Source organism: Leeuwenhoekiella blandensis MED217 (genome assembly GCF_000152985.1).
In the GTDB taxonomy this organism is placed as follows: domain Bacteria; phylum Bacteroidota; class Bacteroidia; order Flavobacteriales; family Flavobacteriaceae; genus Leeuwenhoekiella; species Leeuwenhoekiella blandensis.
This window is the reverse complement of record NZ_CH672395.1, coordinates 1,203,931-1,219,905: the sequence shown is the minus strand read 5'-3', so window position 1 is coordinate 1,219,905 and position 15,975 is coordinate 1,203,931. Positions and strand designations below refer to the sequence as shown.

The following is a 15,975-nucleotide window of genomic DNA, read 5'->3' as shown; positions in this document are numbered from 1 at the left end:
TTGCTATTTCTATTTTTGGCGAAAGCCAAACTTCAATCTATTTTAATGAAAAAGAAAAACTGGCTACTTATAAAGTAACCAGTTTATCGTTGTTTTTTTGTTTAAACCGCGTCTGAAAGACTGGTAAACGTAAAGTCTCTGACCTTCATGTACGGTAGGAGGTTTCCATTTACGCGTACCTGTTTACCCAAAGCTTCAAGGTTGTTGAGCATAATGATCGGACTCTCGTTAAAGCGGAAATTCTTCACCGGATATTTTATCTGTCCGTTTTCGATATAAAAAGTCCCGTCGCGGGTTAGTCCTGTAAACAAGAGCGTTTGCGGGTCAACCGAACGAATGTACCAGAAACGCGTCACTAAGATTCCACGTTTTGTGCTTTTGATCATTTCTTCAAAAGAGGTGTCGCCACCTTCCATAATCATATTGGCTGCAAAAGGTACCGGCTCAACACCTTGCTGCGATGCCCAATAACGGTCGTAGGCAAGATTTTTTACGACTCCGTTTTCTATCCATTGTGTTTTTTTGCGTGGTAAACCATCGCCGCTCCAGGTAGAAGCAGGCACGTCAGGATGCAATGGATCTGACCAAATGTTCACGCGCTCGTCAACAATTTTCTCTCCTAATTTTGTTCCTCCACCTTCTTTAGACATAAAACTTCGGCCTTCATCAGCAGTACGTGCGTTGAACGCGCCACGGAATCTACCTAACAGATCACTTGCCGCAGCAGGTTCTAAGATCACGGTATAACGCCCCGGCTCGATCGCTCTCGCCTCACGCGACATCACCGCTTTATCTATTGCGATTGCTGATGCTTCTTCTGCATCAAACTTGGTAATATCATTATAATCGCGGGTCACCCAACCCGAACCGGTACCATCGTTGGTACGCATCGTTACTGTAAAATCAACATTGGTCGATTTGTTGTAAGCGAACAATCCGTTTGAATTGAGCATTGCGCTAAAGCCTGCTCCATCATCTAAAAACCCTGCCGCCGTCACATCCTGCTCAGCAGCAGGCTTGATACTGTTTGCAGCCACCTCGGCACGATATTCTGGAGTTACATTCGCTGTAGCTTCTACGTAGGTAATTGATTCGTCATAGGTTTGTGGCCCTAGAGGTTCCATATATTCTGGGTTCTCTGGTGAAAGCTGCGCCAATTCTTCTGAGCGACGCACTACTTTTTCCAGAGACTCATCGTCAAATTCGTCTATGGTTGCCGTTCCTGATTTCTTTCCGAAGCTAGAAACCACAGCCAAGCTTTGATTAGACTGGTGGCCGGCGGTAGAAACGGTATTTCGCGCATAGCGAATGTTGCCGCTCTCGCTTCCGCCAAGATTCATTACACACGCATCAGCCTTAGAAAAGCTCATCGCCTTCTCTAAGATCTCACGTGCTTCTTGTTCTGTATATATTGCCATTGTACTTTGTATTAGTTGTTAGATAAAAGAGTTAGACCGATCTGCCCGTGTTGATGACATTAGCTCCGTTAAAACGTGCCGTTGAACTACCGTGAGAAACGGCACTTACCTGAGAAGGTTGTCCTTTTCCGTCAAAGAACGAACCGAATAATCGGTAATCCTTCTCGTCACAGATCTTTGCACATGAATTCCAGAATTCCTGCGTGTTTGATTGATAAGCCACGTCATTCAACATGCCTACAATCTTACCATCTTTTATCTCGTAGAATACCGTACCGCCAAACTGGAAGTTATAGCGCTGCTGGTCTATAGAATAACTACCGCGCCCTGCGATGTAGATTCCTTTTTCTACGTCTTTGATCATTTCTTCTACTGAATACGGCTCTTTGCCCGGCTCGAGTGAAACGTTAGGCATACGCTGAAACTGAACATCATTCCAGCTCTGTGCATAACAACATCCGTGGGATTCATTCTGCCCTAAGATGCTTACCTGATCACGAATCGCTTCATAATTTACCAGCGTTCCATTACGGATCAAATCCCATTTCTTGGTCTTCACACCTTCATCATCATAACCTACAGCACCAAGAGAATGAGGTTGGGTTTTATCGGCTACGATGTTTACAATATCGCTACCGTATTTAAAGTCACCGGCTTTCCATTTATCTAAGGTAGCAAAACTGGTTCCTGCATAATTGGCTTCGTAACCCAATACACGGTCAAGCTCCAGCGGGTGTCCTACCGATTCGTGAATCGTCAAACCAAGGTGATTCGGCTCTAGCACCAAATCATATTTGCCCGGCATTACAGATTCCGCAGTAAGCATTTCTTTGGCTTGCTTTGCAGCTGTTGTTGCATCTTCTATAATATCATAGCTGTTGCGATACAGGTTGAATCCGGCAGGACTCTTCAGCTTTTCGCTATCCAATCCGTCCATATATTCATATCCCATTCCCATCGGCGCACTGAGTGCATCACGAGACTTGAATTTCCCGGCTTCACGGTCTATGGCTGTAACGCCAAAGGTGGGCCAGATGCGGTGAATATCCTGATCGATATAAGAACCGTCTGTCGATGCGAAATACTTTTGCTCATTCACCATAAACAAGGCCGAATTCACAAAGTTGGCTCCTGCATTCATCGCCGCTGAATTTGCGTCGAGCAGCAGTTCTACCTTTTCAGAAACCGGAACTTCTCTAAAGTCTTTGACGATAGGTGTTTTCCAACTTACTTCGCCGTGTGCCTCTACCGGAGCAAGCGTTACCGGCTCCGTTTGAATTTTTGAATTTGCCTTTGCTATAGCAACCGCCTGCTGCGTGGCTTTTTTGATTCCCGCATCGGTTACATCGTTAGTTGATGCAAAGCCCCAGGTTCCATTAGCGATCACGCGTACCCCAATACCAAAAGATTCAGTATTTACTACATTCTGCACTTTATCCTCGCGGGTAAATACATATTGATTAAGGTAGCGACCTATACGCGCATCGGCATACGAAGCGCCGAGGGAGCGTGCGGTGTTTAGCGCCACATCGGCCAGTGATTTTTTGGTAGCAATATCAAGACCAGGTTCTAATAATGCTTCGGCGGCGATGTTGTTTCCTATCATTGCTGAAGGCACCATCAACGCTCCCGCTCCCAATCCTGCTAATTGCACAAAATTTCTTCTTTTCATAAAAACGGTTTGAGTTTTTGATTAATGAACTATATCCCACCACTAAAGCCTAAACCTTTAAAATTCTGCTAAAAAAGCAAGATTCAAAATCAGTAAATCTTCTGTAAATCCAGTGAGAGACGAGCCCTAAACTAATCGATATAATTTTCTCAATATCTTAAAAAAAGCTTAAAAACTTAAAATTTTAACAGAATCTATAAGCGGTATTATCAATTTTTCAAGCCTACTGCTAAATCGATAATTTGAATCCTTTTTATTATCAGTTTGAAAATATTCCATCTTCAATTTTATTAATTCGCTAACCTCTTAAAAACACAAAAAAAGCTCCTGCAGGTTACAGGAGCTTTTTGAAGTTGGACTACTTTAGGACCTTTCTTTTACTGTGTATTTGTAAATCCATTTACATGCTGATGTATTTCTGATTCCGTTCTAATCGTGTCGGCAGTGACCTTACGCAAGCTTATGTTTTGAACCGGTGCCTCTTCTTCTCCTAAAATACGGGAAACAAAATCGACATTCGCCGCTTTGATGTTGGTCATATTCACCTGTTCTATCTGCGTTAACCTGCGCTCATACGTGGGTACCAAATCCCGCCATTGATAGAGCACATCGGTCTCAATCCCTAAGATGCCCTTATCAATTCTTCCCGCTTTGATATCTTCCATATAAATATTCTTTACATAGCCCCCGCGGCGTTCATTGGTCTTTATAAATAGTAAATGGTTGAGCTTTGCATTAGGCGCTACCTCACAATTGCCCATATACACATTTTCTACTCCGCCAGAAAGTTCGCTCCCGATCGCCAACAGCTGATGTCCGTTCTTTACGGAGCAATCCCGGATTACGATATTTTTAACTGGTGTATTTAAACGCCAGGCATCTTGATTACGTCCTGCTTTTACTGCAATAGCATCATCTCCCTGATCAAAAACACAATTCTCGATCAACACATTCTGACTCATTTCGGGGTCTACGCCATCATTATTATGACCGTGCGCAAACACATTTACCTCTCTAATAATAACATCAGAAGATAAATACGGATGGATTACCCAAAACGGACTATTTTCAATAGCGATCCCCTCAAGCAAAATATGTTTAGATCGATTGAACTGAATAAACTGAGGTCTAAAGTTTGCAGAATCGTTTACCATCTGTCGCTCTTCTACCGGAATGTCTTTTGAAGCCATCTCATAAAGCCGTTTCAGATTTTGCATATGTCCTGAGGGTCTGGCGAACCAAACCTCCCAAGTATCCATTTTGGCTTTCAATTTACCCTTTCCGGTTATCGCTATATTTTCACATTCATAGGCGTAGATAAGCGGTGAATAATTATAACATTCCATCCCTTCCCAAGTGCTCAAAACTGCCGGAAGGTAATCCTGAGGATCTTCTGAAAACAGCAACGTCGCTCCTTCTTCTAAATGCAGGTTTACATTGCTTTTAAAATGGATTTTACCCGTGAGCCACTCTCCTTTAGGAATTACTACTGTACCTCCAGCAATTGCATGTGCGCTATCAATAGCAGCCGCAATAGCTTCGGTATTTTTCTTTTTATTGTTAGGGTCTGCTCCAAAATCGGTAATCAGCAAACGAGGAGCATTCTCGAAGTTTGGAGATTGAATTGTGTAGGCACCAAAAGGAGCTTCTACCTGAAGTGTGTCTCGTGTTAATGCGAACGCTTGCTCCCTAGATTTTTTTTGTTTACACGCTACTATATGGAGCGTAAGCAAGAACATTAGCAGCAATCTTATTCTTTTCATCTATACATTTGGATTAGAAAAGTAAGTTATGGTTTTGATCCAGACTGTTCATCCTGTCCTTTCCTGCGCGCTTGTTATTGAAAGATTTACAATTCTTTAAGAGTATAAATCAATTATAAAGATTTAAAAGAGGAAATGTTGAAAATACACTAAAAACATTGATTAACAGTTAATTAACCTATAGTTTTTAGTACTTTTAGAACAATCCAACCATAGCTCCACCCTAATGAAAGAATTATTTTTTAAATCTAAATTCAAACCTGCCCATTATGAATTTAATCTATCAAGGAAAAAACCCTCTAGTGGATAGCGCCGTTAGAAGGACCACACAAGTACTTAAAAGTTCGTTTTTTCAAAACCAACTGCTTCAGAACCTAACCGAAGAAGAAGCTCAACAAATCCAAGAACTTTTCTCCCACATTCACAATTCTCAGGAAGAGGTATTACTTATCAAAACCTATTGGAATCCTCTTGTACGCACGCAAATCAGTTTTTCTAACAGTTCGCAATGTTTGGAAATCAATCTGGCCACGCTCAGAAAGTCGCGCCGTATCCTCTTAGAGCAGATCGTACGCAATTACACCCTGATCGAGTTCAGAAAAATCCATCCGGAATGGGTCGAATTTTCTCAGCGTGATGAATATCTGGCGTCCAAAATCTCGTCTTTGGCTAAAGTTTATGCCTAAAGTGTATTATTTCACAGATAAACAACAATCAGAACGTTGATTTTCAGATTTTTAAAAGTTTAAAAAAATAGTATTGCTTTTGTTGCGCGAATTGGAATTTAAAGTACATTCGCTCGCATTTTTAACGCAATAAATCACATTCTATGAAACGCAATATTTTAGCTGGTTTCGCACTGAGTTTATTCATCACTGTTTCTTCTTGCAGAGAGTCTGCAGAAGCAACTACAGATGAGGCTATGCAAGAAACTTCTATGGAGGAAGTAACTCCTGAAGCTCCTGTATTAGAAGAGGCTCCTGTTGAAGCTCCTGCTGAAGTTGTAGTTGACAGCGCTGCTGTTACTACTCCAGAAGCTGAATAATCAAGTCTGTTTTTCAGCTTTTAAAACACACAAAGCTCTGCATCATGCAGGGCTTTGTCATTTTATACCACTTGGTATTTTTTAGCTATCGCATCTACGCAGTTGATGCCGTCGATTGCTGCAGACATAATTCCGCCGGCATATCCTGCTCCTTCTCCACACGGGTACAATCCTCGAACTTCTATATGTTCTAAAGTTTCAGCATTTCTAGGAATAGATACCGGAGACGAAGTGCGACTTTCGGGCGCGTGCAATACCGCATCTTTTGAAAGATATCCCGGCATTTTCTTATTAAAAAGTACAAAAGCTTTCCTGAGTCGGTTTGCTATCAATTTTGGAAGCACTTTATTCAAATCGGCACTCACGATTCCCGGTTGATAGGAAGTCTTTGGAAAATCATTGCTTATTCTTCCGTTTACAAAATCGGTCATACGCTGTGCCGGCACTTGCTGTGTTTTTCCGCCCGCAATCCAGCAGGCACGTTCTACTTCCTTCTGAAAATTCAAGCTGACAAAAGGATCGTCTGGAGTATAATTGGGTAAATCTTTAGGCTCAACGCTAACCACAATTCCCGAATTGGCGTACGGATTATTGCGTTTACTAGGACTCCAGCCGTTTGTGACCACTTCTTCCTGTTGGGTAGCACAAGGAGCGATGATCCCACCCGGGCACATACAGAACGAATACACGCCCATCCCGTCTACCTGCTCCACCAGGCTGTAAGCCGCTGGCCGCAAATATGGGTTGTCAGTTTCCCCGTGATATTGAATGTAATTGATCACTTCCTGCTGATGTTCTGCGCGTACACCAAGTGCAAAAGGTTTGGCTTCGATCTTCACTCCTTTCTCATGCAATAAATAGAAAATATCCCGTGCCGAGTGCCCGGTAGCCAAGACCACCTCATCAAAAGCATATCGCTGTTGTTTATTGATCTCGATGCCTTTTAAGACCTTATTTTCAATACGCAAATCTGTGAGTTTTGCATTAAAATGCACTTCTCCACCGGCAGCGATGATCGCTTCCCGCATGGCGGAAATCACTTTTGGCAATTTATTAGTCCCAATGTGCGGGTGTGCATCTACCAAAATATCTTCGTCCGCTCCAAAATGCACCAGCCATTCTAATCCTTTAAGCACATTACCACGCTTTTTTGAACGGGTATATAATTTTCCGTCAGAATAGGTTCCTGCACCTCCTTCACCAAAACAATAATTCGACTCCGGATTTACAAGCTGCTCCTTATTGATCTTTGCCAGATCTCTTCGGCGTTCGCGCACATCTTTACCGCGTTCAAAAACGATGGGTTTTAAGCCGGCTTCAATGGCGCGTAAAGCTGCATACAATCCGGCAGGACCGGCGCCAATAATCGCAATCTTTGGTGCAGTACTTACTTCTTTGGGCTCAAAACGATTTAAAGGTTTGCGCTGTTCATCCTGCTGCCAAATTTCAATCTGCAATTGCAATTTTACGGGTTTATTCCGTGCGTCTATAGAGCGCTTGCGTATGCGCCAATCCTTAACCGCTGCCGGTTTGATTTTGGCTTTAGCCAAGGCTTGTTGAAGAATATAATCCTGATTCTCCAACAATTCGGGCCGTATGGTGATCGCAGTAAGTGTACTCATAAGCTGCAAATATACTCGGTATTTCAATCATCTTAGGTAGTCGTACAAAAAAAGGTCTTGTGCATGCACAAGACCCCAAACTAAACAACACTATATCTAAAAATTAAACTACTCTTCAAGCTCATAGACCCGCACATAATCTATGGCATACTCTTGCGGAAAGATGCTATCATCAACTTCGGGACCGCCGAAGTTCCCTCCGATAGCCAGATTTATAATGAAGTAGAACGGTTGGTCAAAAGGCCAAACCGCTTTGGTTTTATCTTCGGGACTGAACACAAAAACCGATTGATCATCTACGAAAAACTCAATTTGCTCAGGAGACCATTCTGCTGCATATACGTGGTATCCTTCTTCAATAGCTTCAAACTTCGTTTTTTTACTGAAGGCAGTATCGCCGTGCCCCGCAGGTACGTGTAAAGTGGTATACACCATATCTTCTTCTCTGCCCACGTATTCCAGAATATCGATCTCGCCGCAAGCCGGCCAACCAACTTCTTTAATATCGCTTCCCAGCATCCAGAATGCAGGCCAGATTCCCTGTCCTAACGCCACTTTTGCGCGGGCTTCCATTCTTCCATACTGAAACTCGTGTTTGCCTTGTGTGGTAATGCGGGTTGAAGTGTAACGATCTCCTTCCTTTTTTGCAGTAATGATCAACTTGCCATCTTCCAGACGATGATTCTCTTTGGTATACACCTGCCGCTCATTATTTCCCCAACCACAAAGATCAGGGCAACCGTCACCGAGTTCAAAATTCCACGAGGTGAGGTCCAGGACATCGCCGTTAAACTCATCAGACCATACCAATTTGCGTTCTTGTGCGTGAACTCCGAAACTGATTAGTGCTATAACTATTAGAACTCTTTTCATTACTTTTTATATTGAAAGCTTGCTTCTTTTAGATCTCTTGAATTGCTTCCCAACATCACTTTGAAGCTTCCCGACTCCGCTTCCCAGGTATTATTAGCAGTATAGAACTCTAAAGTTTTTGCTGAAATTTCAAAAGTCACTTTTTTGGTTTCTCCGGGCTTTAAGCTTACCTGCTTAAAGTCTCGTAATTCTTTGACCGGGCGTGTACGGCTAGCAACCAAATCTCTAAGATACAGCTGTACTGTTTCTTTACCGGCAACAGTTCCTGTGTTGGTCAATTCAATGGCTACCTCTAAATTTTCATCCCCTGAAAATTCGCTTGCGCTTAAGCTGATCGCTCCATATTCAAAAGTCGTATAGCTCAACCCGAAACCGAAAGGAAATAGGGCTTCACGCGAACTGTCTTGATAGCCTGAATAGGTCACCATATCGCTCGCAGGTCTTCCTGTATTTTTTTGATTATAGTATAAAGGTTCTTGACCTACATTTCGTGGAAAAGAAACCGGTAATTTCCCTGACGGATTATAGGCTCCAAAAAGTACATCTGCAATCGCATTACCCGCTTGCGAACCTAAAAACCAAGTTTCTACGATCGCCGGAACTTGTTCGTTTGGTTTACTAATGTCTAAGGGACGGCCATTCATCAATACCAAAACCACGTTAGTATTTACTTTGACCACCTCATCGAGTAATTCCTGCTGAACACCTCGCAATTGAATCCCGGTTTGACTGCGGCCTTCCCCGCTTTGAAAAGCATCTTCACCTAAAACCATAACAACCACTTCAGACTTCTTGGCGGCTTCAATCGCTTGAGCAAAGCCGGAAGTATCGGTTTCATTGATTTCTAATGGCATCAGGAAACTGCGTTCTCCCATTCCTAAATCAGCACCTTTAGCATAATTGATTTGAACCGCATCGCCCACCATATTTTTTATTCCCTCTAAAACGGAAACCGCCGAATTCTTATCGGCTTGTGCGCGCCAGTTCCCTAATGGGGAATCTTTATCATCTGCCAACGGACCGATCACAGCAATGCTTTCTAGTGCTTTACTTAATGGTAAAACCGAATTTTCATTCTTAAGCAATACGATTGATTTGCGTGCGATATCACGGGCCGCTTCAAGGTGCGCTTTTGCGAGCAATACTTCTTGTTCGCGTTGTGTGTCGCTGTATTTATAAGGATCTTCAAAAAGCCCCAACTGAAATTTCACTCTTAAAATGCGTCGTACCGCATCATCTAAAAGGGCTTCATCAATTGTATTATCATTCACTAAAGGCTCCAGCGCTTCTTCATACACACGGCCTTCCATATCCATATCGCTACCGGCGATTACGGCCAATTCGCCCGCCTGCATTTTATCTTCAGCATAGCCATGCGGAATCAACTCAGCTATAGAACCCCAGTCTGAAACCATAAAACCTTTATAGTCCCAAGCGCCTTTTAAAATATCACGCTGTAAGTAGGTCGATGCCGTTGCAGGCACGCCGTCGATCTCGTTGAACGAATTCATAAAGGTCGCTACACCGGCTTCGGCAGCAGCTTTAAATGGCATTAAAATGGCGTTTTGCAACTCAGAAGTTCCAACGTTCACGGTGTTATAATCTCTACCGGCTTCGGCAAAGCCATAACCAGCAAAGTGTTTTGCACAAGCCGCGATGGTATTAATATCTGTCAAATCGCTGCCCTGAAAACCTTTAATGCGTGCCACACCGATCACCGCATTGAGATAAGGATCTTCACCGGCACCTTCCATAATACGACCCCAGCGTGCATCACGAGACACATCGATCATCGGTGCGAAGGTCCAGTGTACTCCTGCGGCGGCTGTTTCTTTAGCCGCGATACTCGCACTTAATTCCATCGCTTCCAGATCCCAGCTTGCGCTTTCTCCTAAAGGCACCGGAAACATGGTTTTATAGCCGTGAATCACGTCATAGCCAAAAAGCAACGGAATCTTCAGTCTTGAATTTTCCATCACGACCTGCTGCGCTTCACGAGTAGCTTCGGCAGTGAGTACATTCAACATAGACCTACTTCGCCATTCTTGAGTTTTCAAGTTTCGTTTTTGAATCGATATCTGAAGGCGCACCGGTTACATCAAAGCTTCCGTTGTATTGCACCATTTGCCCCAACCTTTTCCTTTACCGTCATCAATTCTAAAATCGAATCAATTTTGTGCTCTACCACAGGATCCAAATCGTTGATTCCATTGGTTTGGGCTTGTGACGCAAATAACGGTGCAAAAACTGTTATCAATACAATTTTGAACTGTTTCATCGTTTTTTGTTTCAAATTAATCGCGCTGGTACACGCGTACGTAATCTACTTCCATAGCGCTCTCAGAAAAAGCAGGATCTACGTCTCCACCAAGGTTTCCACCCATAGCTACGTTCAAGATCATAAAGAAGTCCTTGTCAAAAGGCTTGGTATCGTCGTTTTCAAAAATGTGATACAACTCATCATCTACGTAAAAACGAATTTGCGTCTCGGTCCATTCTGCCGCATACACGTGGAATTCACTGCTTGCCGTTTCAACGGTAGTCATCTCAGAAATACCATTAGCTCCAGAATTCTCGGGGAAATGCAACGTAGATAAAATCTCATTTTGATTACGTCCCACGTGCTCCATAATATCGATCTCTCCGGCTCCCGGCCACGCATTAGTTTGATAATCTGCTCCCAACATCCAGATCGCGGGCCAAGTTCCTACACCTTCGGGTAGTTTAGCTCTGATCTCATAACGACCAAAGGTAAATTCCTGTAAACCTTCAGACTTTAAACGTGCCGAAGTGAAGTCGAATCCCATATAATTTTCGCGTTGCGCGGTAATCTTTAACATTCCATCTTCAACCACTACATTTTCGCTTCGGTCTGTATAATATTGCAATTCATTATTTCCCCAGCCTACCTGACCGTTACCTAAATCGTAGGTCCAGTTTGCAGGATCGGGAGCACCGTCGGTGTCAAATTCGTCTGACCAAACCAAATTAGGAAAGTCATCTTCTTCCGCTTGCGGTCCGCTACCCTGTACCGGTTTTTCAGCAGTTAAAATAATATACCACGCTAAACCTTGATCGTTACCTTGTACTGCTCTAAGCAGCATGCGGTTTTCGGTTAGGGATAGAATTTCATATTCATTAGTACCAATATAATAACCGATAAAACCTTCATTGCTTATGGTCATCGTGGTACCGCGCTTACGCTCTGCGGCAACTACAGACTCTGATGGTGCTAAACTCACCGCGCGCTCGCCAGTCGTGTCAAACTCATAGCAGCTATCATCTGGTGATTCCCCATTAACCACGCTTGCGTAGGTTCTGTTAAAGAAACTCGCCCCATTATTATCATACTCATAGGTCAAATCTTCACCGGTCGTGGTACTGAAGATAAACTCGTCATCATAGGCACAGGTCGCAGCAGGAATATCTGCTAACGCAAATGGCTCGGTGAATGAGAAATACGCCCAAAAATAGTTTTGCGTAGGGTCATCGTTATTAGGACCAACACCCAAATGGTTAGGTTCACTTGCGGCCCAGTACCAGGTTTTGCTTCCACCTCCGGTTAACAACTCGATCGCTTCAGGGTCTGAGAAATCACTTTCTACCGTAACTTCTACCAACCTTGAACTGTTCACTCCACCCTGACCGTAAGCCATTACCGTCACTTGGTAGGTGTTGAGTCCGGTTCTTGTAAAGCGTTTGGTGTACACGCCACTAGGTGCCACCGCTGTGGTTCCGTCAGGAAAAGCAAACCTGTAGGTCACCGCATTATCTGCCGTTGCGGTAAAGGTTACGTTTCCTGAGCCGTCGTCTGTCACATCCATAGTGACCTCAAGATTTTGAGGTACCAAGATTTGCTCAAGGGTATTGTCATCATCCTGACAGCCTACTGCTAAAAACAGCAGTAAGCAATAGGATGTTATTTGAATTATCGTTTTCATGATATCTTACTATTTAATTCCTAGTTATGGAAGTATACGTTGTCTACATAAACCGTTGTTGCTCCTGCAGGACCTCCGGAATAGATCAACTGAGCAATATTAGATTGCGCGGTTAGTCCGGTGAAATCTGCCAATGGAATATCTAAAGTCACCCACGTATTGCGCGTGAAGTCACCGTTATCGAAATTCAATACGATCTCGTGCTCGCTGTCATCTCCTCCTTGATAGGTTCCGTTAGCTCCAAAATCAACCAATTTGATACGGATTTGTGTCGCATCTCCTGTCCAGATATCGGTGCTGAAGTGCGTCATAGCACTTGCATCAATTTGATTAACCGGCTCTGCTCCTACAAAGTTTAATGCTGAATATTTCTTTACCGCATTTCCTGCTACTGCGATATCTTCAAGTGTTGCATCAGACCAATCTGTTCTCCAGGTTGCCATCGCCTCATCGGTATACGCATCACTGAATAATGAGATCACATTTGCTGCGTCAAAGGTTGGTGCCGGTGCTGCCGCTTGTGGGCTTTCTGGCGCCGCAGCCGCTTCGTTATAGAAATACAGGTTGTCGATATAGAAGGTTCCTCCGGTATCTGGCTGTACATCAAACTTGAATTGGAATACATTAGTTACCGAAATTCCCTGATCGATAAATGCCGAAAGCGGAATATCGATACTTGTCCACTCTCCTGCGGTAACCTCTAAATTTACCGGACGCTCTCCTGAAGTATCAATGATGAAAAACGGAATGCTCGCATAATCTGCAGACCAAACATCGATATGCACAAATTCGTATCCGGAAGCATCGTACTCACCGCCAAGATCGATCCCTTGATAGTTAGCGTTTCCATATTTAATTGCAGCGTTTCCATCTAGATCTACTTGCTCATAGGTTGTTGATTGCCCCCAATTCGGGAAATAGTTCACTGAAGCCGGATCTGTATACGAATCACTGAAGATCGAAAGTACATCTGCTTCAGCAGCATCTGGAGTTGGCGCAGCCATCATAGGCTCTGTCGCACCACCGATTTGTTCAATATCATCGATATAGAAGGTTCCTGCAGTGGTACCCGGACCATCAACAAAAATCACCATCGTTGCATATTGACCCGTAGGTACAAATGGTTCACCCACACCTTGGCTTCCGTCGATATAACTTTTTACAGCCTCGGTAGCAAAATCAAAGCTTAGCGTTTCCCATCCTGAACCCGTATGGGTTTTGGTGATCTCGTTTTGACGCTCTCCGTTAACGCCACCTTCAAATTTCAATAATACAGGTATTTCAACATCAGACCAGAATTTCATGGTGATGGTTTTATTAGCTCCGCTAAAATCAACCGGAGTACCCAAGGTGAATGCTCCACCTTCATACTGTGCACCAGAATTTGTAATCGCTCCTACGTTAGATTCGGTCGTGTTCGCTCCAGAAAGATCTGGATTGGTTACCACTTCATAAGAAGCGCCGTTAAAGGTTACGAATGCATAATTTACCGTAGGATCATCAAAGGTGATCGGCAACGCCATAGGATCTACAGCACCTGTGATGGTTACCGTTTTTGATAATTCGATCGTGTTTACACTTGCACCTTTAGCAACAACGCGTACCACATAATCACCAGGTTCTTCATAGGTAAATTCAGCCGAACTTTCTGCCATTATACTTACCGGTTCTTCATCTTCACTCGCACCAAAATACACATCATACATCATCGCATTGTCGGCGGTTGGTGTTACCACAGCAGTAAGACCACTTACGGTAGTTTCAAAATCCAGATTTTCTGGTGCCGTAAACGACACATTGATCATCTGATTAAACTCACTGGTCAAGCCTGTAGCTCCTGTTGCTGTAATACGCACGAGATACTCCCCTTCTGTATAAGTATAGGTTACACTTTCTCCGGCATTTATGGTTTGCGGTGCTTCTCCTTCAACACCAAAATCTATGGTAAAGGTTGAAGCGCCCTCTCCTACAGGGGTAATGGTTACCATCCCGGTATCGTCCTGAGTGATCGCAAAGTTTGCCGCTACACCGGTAGGTGCAGATATTTCTTGTAAGGCATAATTTGTGACTACATCATCTTCACAAGCGGTGAAGACCTGAGCTACTGCCAAAAATGCTATTAGTAATCTTAAAATTTTCATCGTATCCTAGTGTATTAATTAGTGTATCCTTGATTTTGTTCCCAGCGATTTCCAGCCAGCTGAATTTCAATTGTAGGGATTGGGAATAATTCGTTTTTATTGGGTGTAAAGCCCGGAATGTTTTGTGCTGCTCTGCCTGTACGTACCAAGTCGAAGAACCGATGTCCTTCTCCTACGAGTTCTAGTCTTCTTTCGTCGTAAATGAAATCGGTAAGGGTTGCACCGCTGGCAGCGATGTCGTGATCGGTATCGCCAAAAGCACGACGACGCACACGGTTTAAGTATTCTCTTGCCAAGGCATCGTTAGGATTTGCCTTACGGTTGTGTGCCTCTGCCGCCATAAGCAAGACATCTGCAAAGCGAATAGAACGATAATTGTTAGGATTGGTAAGATTTGCATCTCCCAAATTGGCATCTCCTTTACGCGCGATGTATTTTCGGTTATAAAAGCCGGTATGCTCGTAACCTTCATTGTACGTAGCGCCGTTTGCAGCGGCGAATTCTTCGATATTCAAAATAGCGATATCGCGACGACTATCTCCCGGTTCAAAGGCATCATAAGCTTCCTGTACAGGAACATTAAAGCTGAAACCAGAGTCAAATAAAGGTCCGCTGTAATTACGTATTCCGTTGAAACCAACCGCTACATTTCCTTCACTACACTGCAAGCAACCAAAACCTGCTCCTTCTTTATCGGTGTATTGCACTTCAAAAACCGACTCAATATTATTCTCACCTTCTAATTCAAAAATGGTGGAATAATCGTCTACCAAGTCGTAAGGACCGGCGATCACCTGATCTAAAGCACTTGCTGCTTCGGTAAATTTATCCTGATACAAATAGGCTTTTCCTAGCAATGCGCGTGCAGCGCCACTAGTGATACGTCCTTCTTCAGCCTGTGTTGCCGGAAGCGTTTCTGCAGCAAAAATGAGGTCTTGCTCAATTTGCGCATACACTTCTGTTCTTGGAGTTCGATCTACATTAAACTGATCTCCAAATAATAGACGTTGATCTACCGCTAGCGGCACGTCACCAAACCACTTTACCAATTCAAAATAATAGTACGCACGTAAAAAACGGGCTTGCGCTATGATTTGATCTTTTCCTGAAAAATCGATTTTATCCTGAAACTCCAGAATGTAATTTGCACGATTCACTCCGGCAAACATCCATCCCCAAATGTCACGCAGTTGCTGATTGACCGGCGTGTGGGTCATATTGTCAATTTCCTGAATTCCCGGCGTATCGGTAGCGCTCTCGCCACCGGCAAGGGTATTGTCTGAAGCGATCTCACCGACCATTACATTCAAATAGGTTGCTTGTAACAGATCGTAAGCGCCGACTAAGGCATCCTGATAGTCTTCTTCAGAATTGAAAAAATCTTCTGAATTCTCATTGATGGGGTCTACTTCTACAAAATCGTCCCCGCAAGCCACCATGAGCACTGCGGCTAAGAGGCTTAAAAAAGTAAGTTGTATATTATATTTTTTCATCGCTCTT

At 43.5% G+C, this 15,975-nt stretch carries 12 protein-coding genes; 2 read left to right on the top strand and 10 right to left on the bottom strand.

Annotated features, from left to right (window positions below):
* Positions 1-101 precede the first annotated feature (101 nt).
* From MED217_RS05290 to MED217_RS05280, 3 genes are all read right to left on the bottom strand, one after another.
* Entirely contained in the window at positions 102-1,418 is a 1,317-nt protein-coding gene (locus MED217_RS05290) for a TldD/PmbA family protein (protein ID WP_009779449.1), read from the bottom strand.
* 31 nt (positions 1,419-1,449) lie between these two features.
* Positions 1,450-3,090: a TldD/PmbA family protein gene (locus tag MED217_RS05285; RefSeq protein ID WP_009779448.1), complete on the bottom strand. Its 1,641-nt coding sequence runs from the start codon at positions 3,088-3,090 to the stop codon at positions 1,450-1,452.
* A 377-nt stretch (positions 3,091-3,467) separates the two neighbouring features.
* Positions 3,468-4,853, bottom strand: coding sequence for a glycoside hydrolase family 28 protein (locus MED217_RS05280; protein WP_040532599.1), 1,386 nt, complete (start codon positions 4,851-4,853; stop codon positions 3,468-3,470).
* 269 nt (positions 4,854-5,122) lie between these two features.
* Between MED217_RS05280 and MED217_RS05275 the strand changes: the two genes are divergently transcribed.
* Together MED217_RS05275 and MED217_RS05270 are read left to right on the top strand one after the other, a co-directional pair.
* Positions 5,123-5,539 (top strand): hypothetical protein, encoded by a 417-nt coding sequence (locus tag MED217_RS05275; RefSeq protein WP_009779446.1) that lies wholly within the window; start codon positions 5,123-5,125, stop codon positions 5,537-5,539.
* 143 nt (positions 5,540-5,682) lie between these two features.
* Positions 5,683-5,898, top strand: coding sequence for a hypothetical protein (locus MED217_RS05270; RefSeq protein WP_009779445.1), 216 nt, complete (start codon positions 5,683-5,685; stop codon positions 5,896-5,898).
* Between the two features lie 62 nt (positions 5,899-5,960).
* Here MED217_RS05270 and MED217_RS05265 read toward each other — a convergent pair whose 3' ends face one another.
* The 7 genes from MED217_RS05265 to MED217_RS05240 form a co-directional block, all read right to left on the bottom strand.
* Positions 5,961-7,520 carry an NAD(P)/FAD-dependent oxidoreductase gene (locus MED217_RS05265; protein ID WP_040532597.1) on the bottom strand — a complete coding sequence of 520 codons (1,560 nt, stop codon included), beginning with the start codon at positions 7,518-7,520 and terminating at the stop codon, positions 5,961-5,963.
* Between the two features lie 108 nt (positions 7,521-7,628).
* The gene (locus MED217_RS05260) at positions 7,629-8,393 is read right to left on the bottom strand and encodes a glycoside hydrolase family 16 protein (protein ID WP_009779443.1); all 765 of its coding nucleotides are present in this window, start codon (positions 8,391-8,393) and stop codon (positions 7,629-7,631) included.
* On the bottom strand, positions 8,393-10,450 hold the full coding sequence (bglX, locus tag MED217_RS05255) for a beta-glucosidase BglX (RefSeq protein ID WP_230199237.1): 2,058 nt from the start codon (positions 10,448-10,450) through the stop codon (positions 8,393-8,395). The genes MED217_RS05260 and bglX overlap by 1 nt, the downstream gene beginning before the upstream one ends.
* Before the next feature lie 41 nt (positions 10,451-10,491).
* The gene (locus MED217_RS19185) at positions 10,492-10,671 is read right to left on the bottom strand and encodes a hypothetical protein (RefSeq protein WP_009779441.1); all 180 of its coding nucleotides are present in this window, start codon (positions 10,669-10,671) and stop codon (positions 10,492-10,494) included.
* A 16-nt stretch (positions 10,672-10,687) separates the two neighbouring features.
* Positions 10,688-12,334, bottom strand: a complete 1,647-nt coding sequence (locus MED217_RS05250; protein WP_009779440.1) for a family 16 glycosylhydrolase — start codon at positions 12,332-12,334, stop codon at positions 10,688-10,690.
* A gap of 20 nt (positions 12,335-12,354) precedes the next feature.
* Positions 12,355-14,475 (bottom strand): CIA30 family protein, encoded by a 2,121-nt coding sequence (locus MED217_RS05245; protein WP_009779439.1) that lies wholly within the window; start codon positions 14,473-14,475, stop codon positions 12,355-12,357.
* Positions 14,476-14,489: 14 nt separating this feature from the next.
* Positions 14,490-15,968: a RagB/SusD family nutrient uptake outer membrane protein gene (locus tag MED217_RS05240; RefSeq protein WP_009779438.1), complete on the bottom strand. Its 1,479-nt coding sequence runs from the start codon at positions 15,966-15,968 to the stop codon at positions 14,490-14,492.
* Positions 15,969-15,975 lie beyond the last annotated feature (7 nt).